Raw genomic sequence first — 18727 nt, 5'->3', positions numbered from 1 at the left:
CAGCCCCGGTACGGAACCCGCACCGGGCTGTCGGACGACACGCCCGACCGGGCATTCTTGTCCGCATGAATGACTGGCCAGAGGGTTGGACCGGCGACCGCGACGAGCGCGGCCGCCGCGACGACGGATACGGGCGCGGCAGCGCGCAGGCGCAGCCCGAGGGCGCGCAGCGGATGCAGCACGTCCGGCGGCAGCAGCCGCAGCAGCCGCAGCGGCAGCGGCCCGGGCAGCCGGCGGCTGCACCGCCCGGCCGCCCGGCGGGCCCGCCCGCACACGGGGTGCCTCCGCAGCAGTCGCCCTCGCATGACACGTACGGGGGCTACGACAGCGGCTACAACACCGGCCAGGTCTACGGCTCGCCCTCCGGGGGCGCTCCCGGCGGCCCCGGCGGCCCCCGGCCCCCCGAGGGGCCCGGCCGGCCCGCCCGGGCCCCCGGCCCCGCCCCGGACTGGCGCAGACGCATCAAGGTCGGCTCGATCGTGCTGGTCTCCGCGCTGGTGGTGACCACGGTCGCCACGTACTTCTGGGCCGACTCCGAGGTCCGCCGCGAGGTGGACCTGTCGAAGGTCGTGGAGCGCCCGAAGGAGGGCGACTGCACGACGTACCTGATCGTGGGCTCCGACAGCCGCGAGGGCATGTCCGACGAGGAGAAGAAGAAGCTCCACACGGGCTCGGCCGAGGGCAAGCGGACCGACTCCATGATGATCCTCGCCAAGTGCTCCAGCGGGAACACGATGATCTCGCTGCCGCGCGACTCGGACGTGGAGATCCCCTCCTTCGTCGGCTCCCAGACCGGCAAGAAGTTCCCCGCGCAGGGGCGCCGCGTCAAGCTCAACGCGGCGTACGCCGAGGACGGCCCCGAGCTGCTGGTGCGGACGGTCGAGCACAACACCGGCCTGCGCATCGACCACTATGCGGAGATCGGCTTCGCCGGGTTCGCGAACATCGTCGACGCACTCGGCGGTGTGGAGCTGGACATCGAGCAGGGCTTCAAGGACGAGAAGTCGGGCGCCGACTTCAAGGCCGGCAAGCAGACACTGAACGGCGAGCAGTCGCTGGCCTTCGTCCGCACCCGGTACGCCTTCGCCGAGTCGGACCTCCAGCGGACCAAGAACCAGCAGAAGTTCCTGTCGGCGCTCGCCGGCCAGGCGGCCACCCCGTCCACGGTCCTCAACCCGTTCGCCCTCTACCCGATGCTGGGCGCCGGCCTGGACACCCTGATCGTGGACAAGGACATGGGCCTGTGGGACATGGGCCAGATGTTCTTCGCGATGAAGGGCGTCCAGGGCGGTGACGGCGTGTCGATGAACATGCCGATCTCCGGGCAGCGCGGCGGCAACCTGGTCTGGGACAAGGCGAAGGTGCAGCAGCTGGTGAAGGAGATCCAGAACGACGAGAAGGTCACCGTCCGCGGACAGTGACCTCCGGGTCGAGCGGGGCCGGGCCGGGGCCCGCGGCGCGGCGCGCGGGGCCCTCGGGCCGCCGCGCGCCGGTGCCCGGGCGTCGGGCGCCCGTGCTCAGGCGTCGGGCGAGAAGCGGATCGCGGCGGCGGGCAGCCGCGCCTCGCACCACACGCGGGCCCCGGTGCGCAGCTCGTTGTCGGCCCCCACGACGGCGCCGTCGCCGACGACCGCGCCGTCCAGCACGGTCCGGGCGCCCACCTCGGCGCGGGCGCCGATCAGGCTGGCGTTGACTTGTGCGTCCGCGCCGATGACGGCGTCGGCCAGCACGATGGAGCCCTGGACGACGGCGCCCGCCTCGATGCGCGCGCCGGCCCCCACGACGGTGCCCCCCGACAGCTTGGCCCCGTCGGCGACCCGCGCGCCGGGCAGGACCAGCGACTCGCCGCACCGGCCGGGGACGGCCGGGGAGGAGACGACACCGCGGACCAGGTCGGCGGAGGCCTGGATGATGGACTCGGGCTTGCCGAGGTCCATCCAGTACGTGTTCTCGGTGACCCCGTGCAGCAGGGCGCCGGAGGCGAGCAGCTCGGGGAAGGTCTCGCGTTCGACGGAGACGGGGCGGCCCGCCGGGATGGAGTCGATCACGCTGCGGCGGAAGACGTAGCAGCCGGCGTTGATCTGGTCGGTGATGATCTCCTCGGGGGTCTGCGGCTTCTCCGTGAAGGCCAGCACCCGCCCCTCGGAGTCGGTGGGGACCAGGCCGAAGGCGCGCGGGTCCTCGACCCGCACCAGGTGCAGGGAGACGTCGGCGTCGGCCGCCTGGTGGGACTCGACCAGTGCGGCGATGTCCAGGCCGGTGAGGATGTCGCCGTTGAAGACGAGGACGGCGGAGTCGGGGCCGCCGGTCAGCCGCTGCGCGGCGTTGCGGATGGCGCCGCCGGTGCCCAGGGGCTCGTCCTCGACCACGTACTCCAGGGTGAGGCCGAAGGCGGACCCGTCGCCGAAGTAGGGCTCGAAGACCTCGGCGAGGTAGCAGGTGGCCATCACGATGTGGGTGACGCCCGCGGCGGCGGCCCTGGCTATCTGGTGGGCCAGGAAGGGGACACCGGCCGTGGGGACCATCGGCTTGGGGGTGTTCACCGTGACCGGCCGCAGGCGCGTCCCCTGTCCGCCGACCAGCAGGATCGCTTCCGTCATTACGTTCTCCCCAACCGGTTCTGGCGTACGAAGGTTCAAATTTAGCCCATGCGGGGGACGTGCCAAGGCCGGAGGCGGCTGCTGGCGCCCGCCTCCGGCCCGATGGTGCGTTACGGCAGGTTCCGCGCCATGACGATGCGCTGGACCTGGTTCGTTCCTTCATAGATCTGCGTGATCTTCGCGTCGCGCATCATGCGCTCCACCGGGTAGTCACGCGTGTAGCCGTAGCCGCCCAGGAGTTGGACCGCGTCGGTGGTCACTTCCATGGCCACGTCGGAGGCGAAGCACTTGGCCGCGGCGCCGAAGAAGGTCAGGTCCTCGTGGGGGCCGCCGCCGGAGACGCGCTCCGAGCGGGCGGCGGCCGAGTAGGTCAGCTGGCGGGCGGCCTCGATCTTCATGGCCATGTCCGCGAGCATGAACTGCACGCCCTGGAAGTCGCCGATCGGCTTGCCGAACTGCTTGCGCTCCTGGACGTAGCCCTTGGCGTAGTCCAGGGCGCCCTGGGCGATGCCGAGCGCCTGGGCCGCGATGGTGATGCGGGTGTGGTCCAGGGTCTTCATCGCGGTGGCGAAGCCGGTGCCCTCGGCGCCGATCATGCGGTCGGCGGGGATGCGGACGTTGTCGAGGTAGACCTCGCGCGTCGGGGAGCCCTTGATGCCGAGCTTCTTCTCCGGGGCGCCGAAGGAGACGCCCTCGTCGGACTTCTCCACGACGAAGGCGGAGATGCCCTTGGAGCGCTTCTCGGGGTCGGTGACGGCCATGACCGTGTAGAACTCGGAGACGCCCGCGTTGGTGATCCAGCGCTTGACGCCGTTGAGCACCCAGAAGTCCCCGTCGCGCACGGCGCGGGTCTTCATGCCGGCGGCGTCGGAGCCCGCGTCCGGCTCGGAGAGCGCGTACGAGAACATCGCGTCGCCCTTGGCCAGCGGACCGAGGTACTTGGCCTTGAGCTCCTCGGAGCCGGAGAGGACCACCGGGAGGGAGCCGAGCTTGTTCACGGCCGGGATCAGGGAGGAGGACGCGCAGACGCGGGCCACCTCCTCGATCACGATCACGGTGGCGAGGGCGTCGGCGCCCGCGCCGCCGTAGGTCTCGGGGACGTGGACGGCGTGCAGGTCGTTGGCGACCAGGGCGTCCAGGGCCTCCTGCGGGAAGCGGGACTCCTCGTCGACCGCGGCGGCGAACGGCAGGATCTTCGCCTCGGCGAGCGAGCGGACCGACTCGCGGAGCATGTCGTGCTCCTCGGCCGGGCGGTACAGGTCGAAGTCGGCAGAACCCGCCAAGATCTCTCACTCCCCAAGGTCACACGTGATGTGCGTGATGCTAACTACCGTTAAGTAACCCAAATCTTAGTGCTCGGCGCCCGGGCAGCGATATGTGCGGCGCACGTGAGCTGCGTGACAGCCGCTCACCGGCCGCCGTCCGGGGGGAGCGTCCCCCCGGACGGGTCCGACTATGCTCAGTGGCCGCAAACGGCCCGCGCCGCCCCCGCACCGTACGGAGCACCCATGGCCCCCCTCAGGATCACTGTGATCGGCACCGGATACCTCGGCGCCACGCACGCCGCGGCGATGGCGGAGCTGGGGTTCGAGGTGCTGGGGCTGGACGTGGTGCCCGAGAAGATCGAGATGCTGGCCTCGGGCCGGGTGCCCATGTACGAGCCCGGCCTGGAGGAGCTGCTGTCCGCGCACGTGGCCGGACTGCCCGGTTCCACGGGCCGGCTGCGGTTCACCACCTCCTGGGAGGAGGTCGGGGACTTCGGCGATGTGCACTTCGTGTGCGTGAACACCCCGCAGAAGCACGGCGAGTACGCCTGCGACATGTCCTACGTCGACGCGGCGGTGGCCTCGCTGGCCCCGCACCTGACCCGGCCGGTCCTGGTGGTCGGCAAGTCGACCGTGCCGGTGGGCTCCGCGGAGCGGCTCGCCGCGAAGCTCGCGGAGCTGGCCCCCGCGGGAGCGGACGTGGAGCTGGCCTGGAACCCCGAGTTCCTGCGGGAGGGCTTCGCCGTGCAGGACACCCTGCACCCGGACCGGATCGTGGTCGGCGTCCGGGGGGAGCGCGGCGAGAAGGTGCTGCGGGAGGTGTACGAGACGCCGATGTCCGAGGGCACCCCGCTGGTGGTCACCGATTTCCCGACCGCGGAGCTGGTGAAGACCGCTGCCAATTCCTTCCTCGCCACCAAGATCTCCTTCATCAACGCGATGGCGGAGGTGTGTGAGGCCGCCGGCGGCGACGTGGTCAAGCTGGCCGAGGCCATCGGCTACGACGAGCGGATCGGCGCGAAGTTCCTGCGGGCCGGGATCGGCTTCGGCGGGGGTTGCCTGCCCAAGGACATCCGGGCCTTCATGGCCCGGGCCGGGGAGCTGGGGGCCGACCAGGCGCTGACTTTCCTGCGCGAGGTCGACTCCATCAACATGCGGCGCCGCGGGCACATGGTGGAGCTGGCCCGGGAGGCGGTCGGCGGGTCGTTCCTCGGCAAGCGGGTCGCCGTGCTGGGTGCCACCTTCAAGCCGGATTCGGACGACGTGCGGGACTCCCCCGCGTTGAACGTGGCGGGCCAGATCCACCTCCAGGGCGGGCAGGTGACCGTCTACGACCCCAAGGGCATGGACAACGCCCGCCGGGTCTTCCCCACGCTGGGGTACGCGGATTCGGCGCTGGAGGCGGCCCGCGGGGCGGAGGTCGTGCTGCACCTGACGGAGTGGCGCGAGTTCCGTGAGCTCGACCCGGCCGCGCTGGCCGCCGTCGTCACGGACCCGCTCGTCCTGGACGGCCGCAACGCCCTCGACCCGGTGCGGTGGCGGGCGGCGGGCTGGACCTACCGTGCGATGGGCCGCCCGCGGGCCTGACCGGGTGGTCCTTGTACGATCAGTCCCCAAACACGACGGACGGGTGGTGGGGGGCAGTGAAGCTTGCCGAGGCGCTGGCGGAACGCGCAGAGGCGACGCGGCGGGTGGAGCAGCTGCGGGCGCGCGTCGTCGGTAACGCGCGCCACCAGGAGGGCGAGACCCCGGCCGAGAACGCGGCGGAGCTGCTGGCCGAGGCGGACGCGGTGCTGGACACCCTGGAGGCGCTGATCCGGCGGATCAACCGGACCAATGCCGCTGCGGACATGGGGCCGGACGGCACGCTCACCGATGCCCTCGCCCGGCGCGACGTCCTGCGGCTGCGCCACTCCGTGGTCACCGCGGCGGCGGACGCGGCCGCGGGGACCGGTGACCGGGGGTACGCCCGGCAGCTGCGGTCCGAGCTGATGATGCTCGCGGCCCTGCCCGTCGCGGAACTGCGCAGCCAAGCGGATCTGGTCGCCCGGGAGTTGCGCGAGATCGACGTGCGGATCCAGCGGACCAACTGGGAGGTCGACCTGCTGGACTGAGGCGTCCGGGCAGGAGAAGGCGATGCGGAGCAGGTAGTCGCTGCGGAGGCGTGCACACACCGAGGGCCGGCGGTCATCCGGCTCCTTTCTCGGCGCGTGAAGAGCAGCGAGGGGTTCGACTCCCCGGGAACAGTGCAGCTCAGCACTGCGTACAGGTGACCGCGCACCGTGCACATCACATCACCACGTGCAGATCCGAAGCGACGAGGGCGGGTACGGGGCATCCGCATCGGAACGGGCCGTCCTTTCGGGGGCGGCCCGTTCTTCGTGGCCGGGCTGCGGCCGGCCGGGGGTCATGATGCGGCCGTGCGCCGGTGTTGGGCGGCGCGGGCGGTGAACTCCGCGTCGCGCAGCACCCGTTGGGTGTTGCCCCAGGTGAGCAGGGCCAGTTCGGCTTCCGGCCAGCCCCGGTCGAGCAGTTCCGCGATGAGTTTGGGGTAGCCCGAGGGGTCGGCGAGGCCGGTCGGCCGGGAGCGGCCCGGCTCGGCGCCGAAGGCTGCGCCGAGGCCGACGCAGTGCGGGCCGGCGACGGCGCGTACGTGCTCGACGTGGTCCGCGACCGCGTGCAGGGAGTCCCCGGTGCGCGCGGTGTCGAAGGCGACCATGACCAGGCCGTTCGCTGCGCGCACTGCGGCCAGTACCTCGTCGTCGGTGTTGGCCGGGTACGGGTTCAGGGCCGCGGCCGCGGTGTGCGAGACGACCACGGGTGCTTTGGAGGCCCCGGCCAGCTGACGGGCGACGGGCGGTGGGCAGCCTGCGAGGTCCAGCAGGACCGCGAGCCGGTTCGCCTCGCGGACCACCTCGTGCCCGAAGGGTGTAAGGCCTCCTTCGGCCCATGGTGCGCCGGCGGGCGCCAGGATCCGTACCCCCAGGGTGTGGAAGGCGCGCAGGGTGCCGAGGGAGTCGATGAGGGTGCGGCCGGGCACCGGGCCGAGGAAGGAGGCGATCCGGCCCTTGTTGCGGGCGTCCGCCATGTCGTCGGCGCTGAGTGCCAGGCGCAGGCTGTCGGGGTGGCGGCGCACCAGGGCGAGCGCGACGTCGATCTGCTCCAGGGTGTCGGACACCAGCCGGTCGGGGGCCGCCGGGCCGGCGGCGGCCGGTGCGGCCTGCGCCTGGGCCTGCGCCTGGGCGTGGGCGTGGGCCTGCGGTGGCATGAGGGACCAGAACTGGGCGCCCACGCCGCCGGCCCGCAGACGGGGGATGTCGGTGTCGAGTCCGACGTCCGTGGTCTCGATGTCGTGGTGGGGGCTTTGGCGCAGGGTCCCGACCAGGGTGTTGCAGCCGTCCGCGACGGGATGGACGGACAGCAGGGCGGCGGCCCGGTCGAGAGCCGTGGCCGCCGGCGTGGCGGGGACGCTCCCGGCCCCGAGGGAGCCGGGGCCGGTGGGGGCGTGGCCCACGTCGGGTCGTTCGTCCTGCAGGTCGGCCATGGCGTTCGCTCCGGTCTCGGCGGCAGCAGGGAGAGTGCTGCCACCGTGACATGCGGGGCGCCCGGGTCGCCCGGCGGATGTGGCGTTCGAGTGTAGTCAGCCGGTCACAGCCGGTCACCGCATCGCCGGGCGCGGGTCAGTCGACGGTCGGCATGACCGCGTTCGACGGGCCCCGTGAGGCCGTCGCCTCCCGCGCGACCGCTTCTGCGTCGCGCAGCGCCCGTACTGCGTTCGACCAGGTCAGTTTGGCCAGGTCGGGGTGGGACCAGCCGCGGGCCAGCAGCTCTGCCACCAGGTTCGGGTAGCCCGCCACGTCGTCGAGCCCGGCCGGGGTGAAGGCCGTGCCGTCGTAGTCGCCGCCGATGCCGATGTGGTCGACGCCGGCGACCTCCCGCATGTGGTCGAGGTGGTCGGCGACGGTGGCGGCCGTGGCCACCGGCCGCGGACGGCCCGCCTCGAAGGCCCGGTGCAGGGCCATGGCCTCGGGGGTGGTGTCCAGGTGGTGGAATCCGTGCGCCCGCAGGTTCTCGTCTGCGGCCAGGGTCCACTCGACGGCCTCGGGCAGGATGAACTTGGGCACGAAGGTGGCCATGGCCACTCCGCCGTTGGCCGGGAGGAGGGCCAGCACGTCGTCCGGGATGTTGCGGGGGTGGTCGCAGACCGCCCGGGCGGAGGAGTGCGAGAAGATCACCGGCGCCTCGGAGACGGCGAGGGCGTCCCGCATGGTGGTCGCGGCGACGTGGGAGAGGTCCACCAGCATGCCGGTGCGGTTCATCTCCCGGACGACTTCGCGGCCGAAGTCCGTCAGTCCGCCGTGCCGGGGCTCGTCGGTCGCCGAGTCCGCCCAGTCGATCGTGTCGTTGTGCGTGAGCGTCATGTACCGCACGCCCAGCCGGTGCAGGGCGCGCAGGGTGGCCAGGGAGTTGTTGATGGAGTGGCCGCCCTCGGCGCCCATCAGCGAGGCGATCCGGCCGTCGGCGCGGGCGGCCTCCATGTCGTCGGCGGTCAGCGCCCGCACCAGGTCGCCGGGGTAGCGGTCGATGAGCTGGGCGACGGCGTCGATCTGCTCCAGGGTTGCGCTGACGGCTTCGTCGCCCGCGTAGTCGGAGCGGACGTAGACCGACCAGAACTGCGCACCGACGCCGCCGGCCCGCAGCCGGGGGATGTCGGTGTGCAGGTGTCCGCTCTGGTCGGCGGCGATGTCCCGCAGGCCGAGGTCGTAGCGGACCTGTTGGCGCAGCGCCCAGGGCAGGTCGTTGTGGCCGTCGGCCACGGGGTGCTCGGCCAGCAGCTCGCGCGCCTCGGCCAGGCGCTGCGCCGCGCTCACGCGCCGAATCCGAAGGAGTCCGTGCCCGCGACCTTCGTGCGCAGCCGCTTGCCCTTCTCGGTGGCCTGGTCGTTGAGCTCCTGCTGGAAGTCCCGCATCCGGGCCAGCAGCTCCGGGTCGTGGGCCGCGAGCATGCGTACGGCCAGCAGCCCGGCGTTGCGGGCCCCGGCGACGGAGACGGTGGCGACGGGGACGCCCGCGGGCATCTGGACGATCGACAGCAGGGAGTCCATGCCGTCGAGGTACTTCAGCGGTACCGGTACGCCGATGACGGGCAGCGGGGTGACGGAGGCGAGCATGCCGGGCAGGTGGGCGGCGCCGCCCGCGCCCGCGATGACGGCCTTCAGGCCGCGGTCGGCGGCCTGTTCGCCGTACGCGATCATCTCGCGCGGCATCCGGTGCGCGGAGACCACGTCGACCTCGTAGGGGACCTCGAACTCGTCCAGGGCCTGGGCGGCGGCCTCCATCACGGGCCAGTCGGAGTCCGAGCCCATGACGATGCCGATGACGGGACCGGTGGCGCCCGCGGTTCCTGCGGAAGAGGGGGTGCTCATTCGGTGATCGTTCCTCTGAGGTAGCCGGCAGCGTGACGTGCGCGCTCCAGCACGTCGTCCAGGTCGTCGCCGTAGGTATTGACGTGTCCGACCTTGCGGCCGTGTTTCACGTCCTTGCCGTACATGTGGATCTTCAGCTGCGGATCGTGGGCCATGCAGTGCAGGTATGCCGCGTACATGTCGGGGTAGTCACCGCCGAGCACGTTCGCCATCACCGTCCAGCGGGCGCGCGGGCGCGGGTCGCCCAGCGGCAGGTCGAGGACCGCCCGCACGTGGTTGGCGAACTGGGAGGTGATCGCGCCGTCCTGGGTCCAGTGGCCGCTGTTGTGCGGACGCATGGCCAGTTCGTTGACGAGGATGCGTCCGTCCGCGGTCTCGAAGAGCTCCACGGCCAGGTGGCCGGTCACGTCGAGCTCCTTGGCGATGCGCAGGGCCAGGGCCTGGGCCTCGCCGGCCAGCTCCTCCGAGAGGTCCGGGGCCGGGGCGATCACCGTGTCGCAGACCCCGTTCACCTGGACGGACTCCACCACGGGGTAGGCGACCGCCTGCCCGTGCGGCGAGCGGACGATGTTGGCCGCCAGTTCGCGGACGAAGTCGACCTTCTCCTCCGCCAGGACCGGGACGCCCGCCTTGAACGGGGCCTGCGCGTCCTCGGGTGTGCGCACGAACCACACGCCCTTGCCGTCGTATCCGCCGCGCACCGTCTTGAGGATGACGGGGAAGCCGCCCACCTCCTGTGCGAAGGCCGCCGCGTCCGCCGGATCGCGCACGATCCGGTGGCGGGGGCTGGGCACGCCGATCTCGTCGAGTCTGGCGCGCATCACCCCCTTGTCCTGGGCGTGCACCAGCGCATCGGGCCCCGGGCGGACGGGGATGCCGTCCGCTTCCAGGGCCCGCAGGTGTTCGGTGGGCACGTGCTCGTGATCGAAGGTGATCACGTCACAGCCCTGCGCGAAGGCGCGCAGGGTGTCCAGGTCGCGGTAGTCGCCGATGACGACGTCGCTCACGACCTGGGCCGCCGAATCCTCCGGGGTGTCACTGAGGATCTTGAATTTGATTCCGAGGGGGATACCCGCCTCGTGGGTCATGCGGGCGAGCTGTCCGCCGCCGACCATGCCGACTACCGGGAACGTCACCCCTCCAGGATATCCGGCGGTATTCCGCCATCCGGACGGGACCCTGGCGGGTGCCCGCGCGTGTGCCGTGCGTCGCAGGGGGCGCGAACGCACAGACGGACCCCAGGGGGGACACTTACGATGGTGGGGTTGACGAGAACCGGACGCCCCGTGCAGGGGCGGTGACCGACAGGGACTGAACCAGCAGATGAGCAATCCGGGGAACGGCTCCGCCCTCGAACGCGTACGGGGCCTCCTGCGCGAGGTCGTCAAGTTCGGGGCGGTCGGTGGCCTCGGGGTGCTGGTCAACCTGGGCGTCTTCAACCTGATCCGGCACACCACCGACCTCCAGGTGGTCCGGGCCAGCGTGATAGCCACCGTCGTGGCGATCGCCACGAACTACCTCGGCTTCCGGTACTTCGCCTACCGGGACCGGGCCCAGAGCGGCCGCACCCGCGAGCTGACCCTCTTCGCCGCGTTCAGTGCCGTCGGCCTGGTCATCGAGAACGGTGTCCTGTACGCCGCCACCTACGGCTTCGGCTGGGACGGCCCGGTCGCGACGAACGTCTTCAAGTTCCTCGGCATCGGCACCGCCACCGTCTTCCGCTTCTGGTCCTACCGGAGCTGGGTCTTCAAGGCCCTGCCGGCGCCGGCGGCGCCCGTCGCCGCGGGCGACCCGGCCCCCGTGCCGCGCCCGCTGCCCGAGCCGCAGCCCGCGGCCAAGTAGCACCCGGCCCGGCCGACGGGCCGCCCCGGTGCGGTCACGGCACTAGCGGACGGTCTCCTCGGCTTCGGCCCGCTCGGGCGGGGTCCGGCTGAGGAACAGCGCGAACACCGGCGGCTCGGCCTGGAGCAGTTCGAGGCGGCCGCCGTCCGCCTCCGCCAGGTCGCGGGCCACGGCCAGGCCGATCCCCGTGGAGTTGCGGCCGCTGATGGCCCGCTCGAAGATCCGGTTGCCGAGGTCCGGCGGGACGCCCGGCCCCTCGTCGGTGACTTCCAGCACCGCCTGGTTCCCGATCACCCGGGTGCGCAGCGCGACGGTGCCGCCGCCGTGCATGAGGGCGTTCTCCACCAGGGTCGCCAGCACCTGCGCGACCGCGCCGGGGGTGCCGACGGCCCGTACGCCCTGTTTGCCGGAGCGCACGATGGCCCGGCCCTCGCTGCGGTACGCCGGACGCCACTCCTCGACCTGCTGCTTGACGACCTCGTCGAGGTCGAAGGGGACCGCCGAGCCGGTGCGCGGGTCCCGCGAGTTGGTCAGCAGCCGCTGCACCACGTCGGTGAGCCGCTCCACCTGGGTGAGGGCGATCGTCGCCTCCTCCCGCACGGTCTCCAGGTCGTCGGTGACCGTGATCTCCTCCAGCCGCATCGACAGGGCCGTGAGCGGGGTCCGCAGCTGGTGCGAGGCGTCCGCGGCCAGTCTCCGCTCGGCGGTCAGCATCCGGCCGATCCGCTCGGCGCTGGAGTCCAGCACGTCCGCGACCCGGTCCAGCTCGGGCACCCCGTACCGCCGGTGCCGGGGCCGCGGGTCGCCGGAGCCCAGGCGCTCCGCGGTCTCGGCGAGGTCCGTCAGCGGGGAGGCCAGCCGGTTCGCCTGCCGTACGGCGAGCAGGACGGCCGCCACGACGGCCAGCAGGGCCACCGCCCCGACGACCGCGAGGGTCCGGCCGACCTCGCGGGTCACCGTGGAGCGGGACTCCTCAACGATCACCGTCTCGCCCTGTTCGCCGCGGGCGCTGCCGCGGATGACGCTGCCGTCGATGCGGTCGCCGACCTCCACGGGCGGCTGGCCGGGCACGGTGATGCGGGCGTAGTGGCCGAGGTCGAGCTGCTCGGCGAGCGCCCCCGGCACGATCGGCTTCTTCTCCAGCACGTCCGTCTCGACGATGCCGACGAGCCGCAGCGCCTCGGACTCGATGCGGTCCTGGGCGCTGCTGGTGATCGTGCGGGTCTCCACGATCACCAGGGAGACCCCGAAGACGGCGATCACGACGAGCACCACGGCGAGCGTGGAGTTGATCAGGCGGCGGCGCATGCCCTAGAGCATGCCCCAGGGGAGGGCCTCAGCTCTTCTCGAAGCGGAAGCCGACCCCGCGGACGGTGGCGATGTACCGCGGGTTGGCGGCGTCGTCGCCGAGCTTCTTGCGCAGCCAGGAGATGTGCATGTCGAGGGTCTTGGTGGAGGACCACCAGGTGGTGTCCCAGACCTCGCGCATCAGCTGGTCGCGGGTCACGACGCGGCCCGCGTCGCGGACCAGGACCCGCAGCAGGTCGAATTCCTTGGCCGTGAGCTGGAGCTCTTCCTCGCCCATCCACGCCCGGTGGGACTCGACGTCGATCCGCACGCCGTGGGTGGCGGGGGGCTGGGAGGCCTCGGTGGCGCCGCGCCGCAGCAGGGCCCGGACCCGGGCCAGCAGTTCGGCGAGCCGGAAGGGCTTCGTGACGTAGTCGTCGGCGCCCGCGTCCAGGCCGACGACGGTGTCGACCTCGTCCGCGCGGGCGGTGAGCACCAGGATCGGGAACCCGTGCCCTTCCGCGCGCAGCCGGCGGGCGACCTCCAGCCCGTCCATGCCCGGCAGGCCCAGGTCGAGGACGACGAGGTCGACGCCGCCCTGCAGTCCCGCGTCCAGGGCGGTGGGGCCGTCCTCCCGGACCTCTACTTCGTACCCTTCGCGCCGCAGTGCGCGGGCCAGGGGCTCGGAGATGGAGGCGTCGTCCTCGGCGAGCAGTACACGCGTCATGTGGGTGATGGTAGTCCGCACGGACCTGCTGGAAAGGCCTGCTGGGACACCCCTCTCTATGTGGGCGCACCAGGGGCTTACGCCCTTCGAATATGGGTAATCGGTTCCCCGGAATCCTGTGATCCATATCTCAAGTCCTTCCATATGCCGCAGTGTCGTGTCGTATGGTGGCGAGACGCCTGATGCACTACTCAGGGGATCTTTGTGCCGAAAAGCGAGCCAAAGACCTCAAATTCTGCTCTGGTCGGTTTGCCCGACCCAGATGACAGTGAATGACCTGTGGGCCGGGCCCGCCGCGTGACGATGCGCGGCGGGCGTGGATCCCGGTGCCGGATGTCCCTCCGCCCCCCATCCCCGGGGGCGGGCCCCCGAGGCGTGGGGTGGGACCCCCGGCCGCCGGTGCCGGCCACCCCTCACCGGGCGCTACCAGGCTCACGAAGCCCAGCGTCCCGAGCAAGCAAGGATCGACCATGGCTTCCAGCCTGACGACGGACTCCTCCAGGCCCCCGGCCGACGAGAAGACCTTCTTCGGCCACCCCCGTGGCCTGGCCACTCTGTTCATGACCGAGATGTGGGAGCGCTTCTCCTACTACGGCATGCGCGCCCTCCTGGTCTACTACCTGGTCTCGGGCGGCGCCGACGCCGCCACGGGCAGCCAGGGCGGCGGCCTGGCGATGACCGCGGCGACGACCACGGCCATCTACTCCGTCTACGTCTCCATGGTCTACCTGATGGCCATGCCCGGCGGCTGGTTCGGCGACCGTGTCTGGGGCGCCCGCAAGACGGTCGCCATCGCCGGTTTCGTGATCATGGGTGGCCACCTCTCGCTGGCCCTGCCGGGCCAGGCGATGTTCTTCGTCGGCCTGATCCTGGTCGCGGTCGGTTCCGGCCTGCTGAAGGCCAACATCTCGACGATGGTCGGCCACCTCTACGACGGTCCCGAGGACCCGCGCCGTGACGGTGGCTTCACCCTCTTCTACATCGGGATCAACCTCGGTGCCTTCATCGCGCCCTTCGTCGTCGGCACCGTCGGCAAGGAGTACAACTGGCACCTGGGCTTCGGCCTCGCGGCCGTCGGCATGGGTCTGGGCCTCGCGCAGTTCCTGCTCGGCACCAAGCACCTGAGCCCGAAGAGCAGCCTGGTCCCGAACCCGCTGTCGGCGCAGGAGCGCAAGGCCGTCCTCACCAAGGTCGCCTTCGTGGTCCTCGGTGCGGCCGTCTTCTACGGCGCCGTGATCGCCCTCGGCATGTACACCCTGAACTGGGCCCTGGTCCCGCTCACGCTGGCCGGCCTGCTCATCCCGATCGCCGTCCTGACCCGCATCAAGCGCGACAAGGACCTCTCGGGCTCCGAGCAGTCGAAGATGACCGCGTACATCTTCTTCTTCGTCGCCGCCGCCGTGTTCTGGATGATCTACGACCAGGGCGGCTCCACGCTCTCCCTGTTCGCCGACTCCAAGACCGCCGACACCGTCTTCGGCCTCGGTTTCTCGGCCACCTGGTACCAGTCCCTGAACCCGCTGTTCGTGATGGCGCTGGCCCCGGTCTTCGCCTGGCTGTGGCTGTGGCTGGCGCGCAAGAACCAGGAGCCGAACACCATCGTGAAGTTCGCGATGGGCCTGGTCCTGGTCGGTGCCTCGTTCTTCGTCTTCATCGTCCCGATGAACATGGCCGGCGACGGCACCATGGTCTCCCCGATGTGGCTCGTCTCGATCTACATGATCCAGACCATCGGCGAGCTGTGCCTCTCCCCGGTCGGCCTCTCGGTCACCACGAAGATGGCCCCGCAGAAGTACGCCTCCCAGATGATGGGCGTCTGGTTCCTGGCGGTCACCGCCGGCGACTGCACGACCGGTCTGCTCTCCATCGCGGGGGTCGACCTGAACGGCACCTGGGTGATCGGCTTCCAGGCGGCCGCCGCCGTGGCGGCCGGCCTCGCGGTGTACGCGTACCGCAAGAAGGTCCAGTCCCTCATGGGCGGCGTCCACTGACGCAGCCGGACAACGGCAGGGGCCCGGCACACCGCACGGTGTGCCGGGCCCCTGCCGTTTCCCTACCGGGTGCCGCGCAGGCGGCGCCACGGGGTGAAGGCGAACACGGCGCCGCCGAGCAGCATGACCGTGCCGGCGACCAGGGCCAGGGCCTTGAGGCCGCCCTCGTCCTCGGCGCCGGTTTCGGCGAGGCCGCCCGAGGAGGCGGTGGAGCCCGCGGTCGTGCTGCCCGTGGTGGCGGGCGAGCCGGAACCGCCCTGCTGGGCCGTGGTGTCCAGTTCCAGCGAGACGCCGGTGGTGCTCGCCTTGCAGGGGACGTTCAGCGGGGCGGAGCCCTCGGACATGGTGACGTCGATCGACATGTCGGACGGGCTGAGCGTGACCTTGCCCGTCTTGCCGGGCTTGTAGGTGCCCGTCATGTCGCTGAGGCTGACGCCCTCGCCCGCGCCGATCGGGGCGGCGTTGGCCGGGCCGGTGACCTTGACCACGCCGCTGTCGGCGCCGCCCAGCTTGATCTGCATCGAGGGCTTCAGGGCGCCCTTGGGCAGGGGAAGCGGGGCCTTCATGGCGTCCTTGGCCGTCTTGACCGTCAGGTCGTAGCCGCCGCCGTTCTTCTTGGCGTTGACCGTGACCGGGGTGGTGATGCCGCCCGGGACGGTTGCCCCGCAGTCGAACTTCACGTCGACGGCCTTGCCCGGGAAGTCGGTCTGGCCGCCGCCACCGCCGCTCGTACCGCCGGTGGTGGCGCCGCCCGTCGTGGCGCCACCGGTGGTCGCGCCGCCGGTGGTCGCGCCACCGGTCGTGGCGCCGCCCGTGGTCGCGCCGCCGGTCGTGGTGCCGCCGGTCGTCGCCCCGCCGGTCGAGCCGGCCGACACGTCGATGGTCGCGCCGACGCCGACGGAGCCCGTCGGCGCGCACTTGGTGACGAACGTGCCGAAGGGGAAGCTGACGGCCACGTCGTACTTGCCCGGGGTCAGCGTGACCTTCCCGGCCTTGGTGAGCTTCAGCTTGGCCTTCATGGCCGACATGACCATGGGGGCCTTCTTGGGGATCGGCGGGTTCTTCTTCTCGCCGACCACCTTCAGCTCGCCCGCCCCGCCGCCGACCGTGATCCAGCCGGTGGGCTGGACCGCGTCCTGCGGGATGTCCATCAGGTCCGTGTTGTTCGAGGCGGGCTTGACGGTCTCCCAGACCACGTCGACCTCGTCACCCACCTTGGCCGTGGCCGGGGCGGTGATCCTGGCGGTGGTCTCGCCCTCCACCGGGCTGCCACCGCCGGCCGGGGGGACGCACTTGACCTTGAACGTGGCCTCGGCGGCCTGGGCGGGAGAAGCCACTGTGGCGATACCCGCGCCGCCGAGGAGCAGCGCGACCGCGGCCGCGCCCACCCTCCGTTGGGTTTTCACGAAAGTCCCTTCGTCGTCGAACGGTTCTCAGACGGTGCGGACGTCTGCGGTGCTGTGTCCGGCGCGTTGTCCGGGGTGAACCACGGCAGGACCGCCGTGGGGGTCTCGGGGGGCTCCGCCGGCGGCGGTGCGGTGCGGGCCTGCGCGGACCTCCGTACGGCGGAGCCGGCCGCCCGCAGGCGCGGCAGCCGCGCGGTGGGCGCCGCCGGGTCCGGGAGCCCGGCTCCGCGGTGGCGTCCGCCGGGGGCCGCCGGGCGGCGCGGGCGGACCCGGTCCACGACCGCCATGCCGATGCGGAAGACCCCGGCCGGGACGACCACCAGGAGCAGGCCCCAGAAGAGCAGGACCCCGTACGGGCGGTCCACGCGCCAGGGCTGGGCGGCCATGACGGTCTCGCCGTACTTGAGGGAGAGGGTGTAGTCGCCGTGGGCGCCCGCGGTGAGGGTCGCGTCCAGGGCGACCTCCGCCGTGCCGCCCGGCGCGATGGTGCCCTTCCAGTGGACCTCCTCCCACAGCGGGGCGAAGACCCCGTGGGCGGTGCCCAGCTGGAAGACCGGGTCCTTGACCGGGGCTGAGCCGAGGTTGCCGACGGTGACCGTGAACCTCCGGCCGGGCGGCGCCCCGAACCAGGTCAGCACCCCGTCGCCGCCCTCCAGCCGGACCCCGGTGAGCGCGGCGAGGCGCGGGGTGCCGGACTCCGCGGGCAGTTCCGCCACCGGATGGCCGGTGATCTTCAGCGGGACGGCGACGGTGGACTGGTCCCCGTTGACCGAGGCGACGTCGACGACGCACGGGCAGGGTTTGGGGGGTTCCACCACCGGCAGTCGTGCGGTGAAGCGCCCGTCGTCGGCGACCGGGACGGCCACTCCGTCGGCGTTGGCGCAGCTGTTGGTCCCGCCGATCATGTTCTGCCCGCAGACCAGCAGCATCACGAGGGTCTTGGGGCGCCAGCCGGTGCCGGTGACGGTGAGTTCCGTCCCCTTGGCGGCCTCCTGCAATGAGAGCGCCACGGCGGGTCTGCCCTCGTCGGCGGCGGCCGGGGCCGCCGGGGCGAGGACCAGGGCGAGACCCAGGAGCAGGGCGCACACCGCCGGCCCCGCCGCGAGGAGGGCCTGCCAGGGGTGTCGTGCGGTCACCTGGGTACTCCCGTCAGCTCGTTCTGCGGTGCAGGGACCGGGGCGGGCCCGGGCTCCGGGGGCGCGTCCGCGGACGGGTCCGTACGGGCCCTCCTGCGGACGAGGAGCAGCGCGACCCCGGTGGTCGCGCCCAGCAGGAGCAGTCCGGCGCCCGTCCAGCCCGCGATCCGCCACGGCACGAACCAGGCCGAGGCGGTGGCGGTGGCCCGGGCGCCGCCGGGGGCCGTGACGGTGAGGGTGAGGTCGACCCGGTCCAGGACCGGTGCGCCGGGCCAGGGTTCGGTGAGTTCGACCCGCTGGCCGGGCAGGAGTTCGAGGGGCAGGGCGCGGGCCCCCCGGCCGGGCACCTCCCCGAGCCGGCCCTGCGCGCGGATCGCCAGCTCGGGCGCGAGGGCCACGTTGCCCCGGTTGACCAGGGTGTACGCGACCTCCGCGGCGGAGCCCCGGCCGTGCACGGAGACGTCCTCCACCGTGAGGGCCGCCAGGGCGGGGCCGCTGACGCGCAGGTGGACCCGTACGGCCGCCTCCCGGCCGCCCCCGGTGGCGACCACCGCGGCGGGGTGGTCGCCGGGCGGCGCCGCAGGCGGCACGGTCAGCGTGAAGGGGACCACCGCGCGGGTCCGCGGCGGGACGGTCACGGTGGCGCCGGACCCGAAGCTGATCCAGGATCCGGCCCCGGCCCCGTCTCCCGCGGGGCGCACCGCGAGGGCCCCTTCGGCGGTGTTGTGGGCGTCGGCCCCGCGCAGGGTGAGGGTGTGCGCCCGGTCGGTGGTGTTGTCCACGGCGAGCCGGTCCTCCAGCACGGTGCCGGCGGCGCCCGCGAGGTAGAAGGACGGACGGGCGCCGCCGGGCCGGGTCGCGGCCGCCCCGGCGACGGGTTCGGCGGTCCAGCCGGGCTCGTCGGCGGCTGCGGGGTGCGCGGGGTCCGCGTGCAAGGCGGCCGCGGGGTGCGCGGGGCCCGCGTGCAGGGCGGCCGCGGCGAGCAGCGGTACGAGCAGGCGGGCGTACCGCGGGCGGGCGGAGGGGGCGGGCATGGCCGGGGGCGCCC

General features: G+C 72.5%; 16 protein-coding genes. 5 read left to right on the top strand and 11 right to left on the bottom strand.

All coding sequences use genetic code 11. The features are described from left to right. Positions 1-65 precede the first annotated feature (65 nt). Positions 66-1421: an LCP family protein gene (locus ACLJTM_RS30130; RefSeq protein WP_411106918.1), complete on the top strand. Its 1356-nt coding sequence runs from the start codon at positions 66-68 to the stop codon at positions 1419-1421. 96 nt (positions 1422-1517) lie between these two features. Here ACLJTM_RS30130 and ACLJTM_RS30125 read toward each other — a convergent pair whose 3' ends face one another. After that, complete coding sequence (locus ACLJTM_RS30125) at positions 1518-2600, bottom strand: sugar phosphate nucleotidyltransferase (protein WP_411106917.1); 1083 nt, start codon at positions 2598-2600, stop codon at positions 1518-1520. Positions 2601-2710: 110 nt separating this feature from the next. After that, on the bottom strand, positions 2711-3883 hold the full coding sequence (locus ACLJTM_RS30120) for an acyl-CoA dehydrogenase family protein (protein ID WP_411106916.1): 1173 nt from the start codon (positions 3881-3883) through the stop codon (positions 2711-2713). Between the two features lie 225 nt (positions 3884-4108). Between ACLJTM_RS30120 and ACLJTM_RS30115 the strand changes: the two genes are divergently transcribed. Together ACLJTM_RS30115 and ACLJTM_RS30110 are read left to right on the top strand one after the other, a co-directional pair. Beyond that, complete coding sequence (locus ACLJTM_RS30115) at positions 4109-5452, top strand: UDP-glucose dehydrogenase family protein (RefSeq protein WP_411106915.1); 1344 nt, start codon at positions 4109-4111, stop codon at positions 5450-5452. Positions 5453-5508: 56 nt separating this feature from the next. Continuing rightward, positions 5509-5979 carry a DIP1984 family protein gene (locus ACLJTM_RS30110; RefSeq protein WP_411106914.1) on the top strand — a complete coding sequence of 157 codons (471 nt, stop codon included), beginning with the start codon at positions 5509-5511 and terminating at the stop codon, positions 5977-5979. A 293-nt stretch (positions 5980-6272) separates the two neighbouring features. Here the strand turns inward: ACLJTM_RS30110 and ACLJTM_RS30105 are convergent, their stop codons facing one another. From ACLJTM_RS30105 to ACLJTM_RS30090, 4 genes are all read right to left on the bottom strand, one after another. Further along, the gene (locus ACLJTM_RS30105; protein ID WP_411106913.1) at positions 6273-7409 is read right to left on the bottom strand and encodes a membrane dipeptidase; all 1137 of its coding nucleotides are present in this window, start codon (positions 7407-7409) and stop codon (positions 6273-6275) included. Positions 7410-7545: 136 nt separating this feature from the next. Further along, positions 7546-8736, bottom strand: a complete 1191-nt coding sequence (locus ACLJTM_RS30100; protein ID WP_411106912.1) for a dipeptidase — start codon at positions 8734-8736, stop codon at positions 7546-7548. After that, positions 8733-9290, bottom strand: a complete 558-nt coding sequence (gene purE, locus ACLJTM_RS30095) for a 5-(carboxyamino)imidazole ribonucleotide mutase (RefSeq protein WP_411106911.1) — start codon at positions 9288-9290, stop codon at positions 8733-8735. The genes ACLJTM_RS30100 and purE overlap by 4 nt, the downstream gene beginning before the upstream one ends. Further along, on the bottom strand, positions 9287-10426 hold the full coding sequence (locus tag ACLJTM_RS30090; protein WP_411106910.1) for a 5-(carboxyamino)imidazole ribonucleotide synthase: 1140 nt from the start codon (positions 10424-10426) through the stop codon (positions 9287-9289). Before ACLJTM_RS30090 ends, purE begins: the two co-directional genes overlap by 4 nt. Positions 10427-10613: 187 nt before the next feature. On the opposite strand from ACLJTM_RS30090, the gene ACLJTM_RS30085 reads away from it, so the two are divergent. Further along, positions 10614-11132 (top strand): GtrA family protein, encoded by a 519-nt coding sequence (locus ACLJTM_RS30085; protein ID WP_411106909.1) that lies wholly within the window; start codon positions 10614-10616, stop codon positions 11130-11132. Positions 11133-11174: 42 nt separating this feature from the next. Here the strand turns inward: ACLJTM_RS30085 and ACLJTM_RS30080 are convergent, their stop codons facing one another. Next, the gene (locus ACLJTM_RS30080; protein WP_411106908.1) at positions 11175-12440 is read right to left on the bottom strand and encodes an ATP-binding protein; all 1266 of its coding nucleotides are present in this window, start codon (positions 12438-12440) and stop codon (positions 11175-11177) included. Between the two features lie 28 nt (positions 12441-12468). Beyond that, positions 12469-13146: a response regulator transcription factor gene (locus tag ACLJTM_RS30075; RefSeq protein WP_053681251.1), complete on the bottom strand. Its 678-nt coding sequence runs from the start codon at positions 13144-13146 to the stop codon at positions 12469-12471. Positions 13147-13616: 470 nt separating this feature from the next. Here ACLJTM_RS30075 and ACLJTM_RS30070 point away from each other — a divergent pair, with 470 nt between their 5' ends. Then, the gene (locus tag ACLJTM_RS30070) at positions 13617-15137 is read left to right on the top strand and encodes a peptide MFS transporter (RefSeq protein WP_411106907.1); all 1521 of its coding nucleotides are present in this window, start codon (positions 13617-13619) and stop codon (positions 15135-15137) included. Between the two features lie 62 nt (positions 15138-15199). On the opposite strand, the gene ACLJTM_RS30065 is transcribed toward ACLJTM_RS30070, so the two are convergent. Genes ACLJTM_RS30065 through ACLJTM_RS30055 form a run of 3 tightly spaced genes read right to left on the bottom strand, consistent with a single transcriptional unit; the run spans position 15200 to position 18713 of the window. After that, complete coding sequence (locus ACLJTM_RS30065) at positions 15200-16543, bottom strand: hypothetical protein (protein WP_411106906.1); 1344 nt, start codon at positions 16541-16543, stop codon at positions 15200-15202. Next, positions 16540-17679 carry a hypothetical protein gene (locus ACLJTM_RS30060; RefSeq protein ID WP_411106905.1) on the bottom strand — a complete coding sequence of 380 codons (1140 nt, stop codon included), beginning with the start codon at positions 17677-17679 and terminating at the stop codon, positions 16540-16542. The genes ACLJTM_RS30065 and ACLJTM_RS30060 overlap by 4 nt, the downstream gene beginning before the upstream one ends. Next, positions 17676-18713, bottom strand: a complete 1038-nt coding sequence (locus ACLJTM_RS30055; protein ID WP_411106904.1) for a hypothetical protein — start codon at positions 18711-18713, stop codon at positions 17676-17678. Before ACLJTM_RS30055 ends, ACLJTM_RS30060 begins: the two co-directional genes overlap by 4 nt. Positions 18714-18727 lie beyond the last annotated feature (14 nt).

The sequence above is a fragment of the Streptomyces sp. cmx-4-9 genome (genome assembly GCF_046548835.1).
In the GTDB taxonomy this organism is placed as follows: domain Bacteria; phylum Actinomycetota; class Actinomycetes; order Streptomycetales; family Streptomycetaceae; genus Streptomyces.
Note: the sequence above shows the minus strand (reverse complement) of the source record. Positions and strands in the feature narration are given on the sequence as shown.